This is a genomic window from Methanobrevibacter sp. (genome assembly GCF_045220775.1).
GTDB lineage: Archaea > Methanobacteriota > Methanobacteria > Methanobacteriales > Methanobacteriaceae > Methanocatella.
On sequence record NZ_JBGUWC010000048.1, the window covers coordinates 1 to 1522 of the forward strand.

The 1522-nt window shown below is 36.0% G+C and carries 4 protein-coding genes; all 4 read left to right on the top strand.

Features of this window, described 5'->3' with window-relative positions; translation table 11 throughout:
* Positions 1 to 9: 9 nt before the first annotated feature.
* On the top strand, positions 10 to 684 hold the full coding sequence (locus ACJROP_RS02380; protein WP_406533901.1) for an RHS repeat domain-containing protein: 675 nt from the start codon (positions 10 to 12) through the stop codon (positions 682 to 684).
* Positions 685 to 762: 78 nt separating this feature from the next.
* Positions 763 to 948 carry a hypothetical protein gene (locus tag ACJROP_RS02385; protein WP_406533898.1) on the top strand — a complete coding sequence of 62 codons (186 nt, stop codon included), beginning with the start codon at positions 763 to 765 and terminating at the stop codon, positions 946 to 948.
* The gene (locus ACJROP_RS02390) at positions 917 to 1195 is read left to right on the top strand and encodes a hypothetical protein (protein WP_406533899.1); all 279 of its coding nucleotides are present in this window, start codon (positions 917 to 919) and stop codon (positions 1193 to 1195) included. Before ACJROP_RS02385 ends, ACJROP_RS02390 begins: the two co-directional genes overlap by 32 nt.
* A gap of 64 nt (positions 1196 to 1259) precedes the next feature.
* The coding region (locus tag ACJROP_RS02395; protein ID WP_406533900.1) for a hypothetical protein at positions 1260 to 1522 on the top strand (263 nt) is incomplete at its 3' end.

Sequence of the window (1522 nt, forward strand, 5' to 3'; positions counted from 1 at the left end):
GATGACGAAATCGCGCTGGACTATTTTGGCGCGAGATATCTAGACCCGATTCTCGGAATGTGGATAAGCGTGGATCCAAAGAGACAATTCTCAAGTCCGTATCTGTATGCCGGGAATGGGTACAATCCGGTAAATGTCGTGGATCCGGATGGGAATGCTGCATACATCAATAAAATAGGCAATAATATCATAGCTACAGTTCCGGTCACTTTTTGGGGTCCTGCGGCTACAGCTGAAAACATTGCGAATGTGAAAGCAATGGTGCAAAAACATTTCAGTGGAAAATTTGGATCTCGTAATGTAACGATACGTGTTGTTGAATATGATAAAAATAAACATGGTGAATTAAATAATTATGTATGGCTAGAAGAAAATATTTATTCGTATGTAGATGCTAGTTCGTTACCTAAAAATGCTTATATAAATATAAATAGCAAACGAAATACATTACATGAATTCGCTCATTTACTTGGATTAGGCGACAGATATCATCATAAACAAGACGACCCTCAATGGGGCGTTCCATATAAAGGGTATAAACATAACCTAATGGGAGGAGAAGCAGGCGAATTAAATTTGGACCCTTCCCAAATTGAGGAAATGTGGAGCCCTGATTATAATTACACAGAAGATAATGTTAATTCTCAGAATTTATACGAATACAACGTTATATTTGAAGAATGATTAAAAATGAAAAAATATATTTGTTTTTTTTGTTTCTGCATCCTTGTTTCTTGCATGAATTCTGATAAATGTGAAAATATGAAAACTTATAAGGATTCATTTATTGAAATGGATGTTCCGCAATCATATCAAATTGAATATAGAGAACATTGGGATATGGGTCACTGCTATTTTATAAGAGACCAAAATCGTAATTTGGTTTTAGGAATTAATGGTGGAGGTCAAACATTTTATGGTAGAACAAATCCTTATGAAAAAAAATAAAAGAAAATCTTTTGATGAATATGTAAAGTCTTCTGCTGAATACTTTCAAGTAAACGCAAAAATAGATACAGTAGAAAAATATAATGGGAAAATTTATAAGAAAAAAGTTATTGTTTTGAAGGCCGGGAAACATGTAGATGGTTATCCATACCTACGTCCATTTTATGTTGAATTTAATTGTTTCCTAGACTTTATAGATTCTCTTACTTGTGAAAATATTGTCGCATCGGCAAAACCTGTTCATTAAAAATGTACTAAATAGTAAAAATATTCTGTCACTTCCAGCAATATGGCTAGCTAATGGTTGCCTTATGTACGATTCCGAAGGTAATTTGACTGAAGACAAGTCCAAGGGACTGAAAATTTTGTATGATTGGAGAGGTATGCCAATTGAATTTACACAACACACACAACCTACGGGCAGTTCTAGCGATACTTTGTTCAAACTTCTGATGAAGTACGACGGGGCGGGCCGAAGAATTTCCAAGACGAGCATGCGCAAGAGTGTAAATTCGGACGAGTGGGATACCGCACTGGTGACGCACTACTCCGGCATCGGCACGGAAGTCCGCGA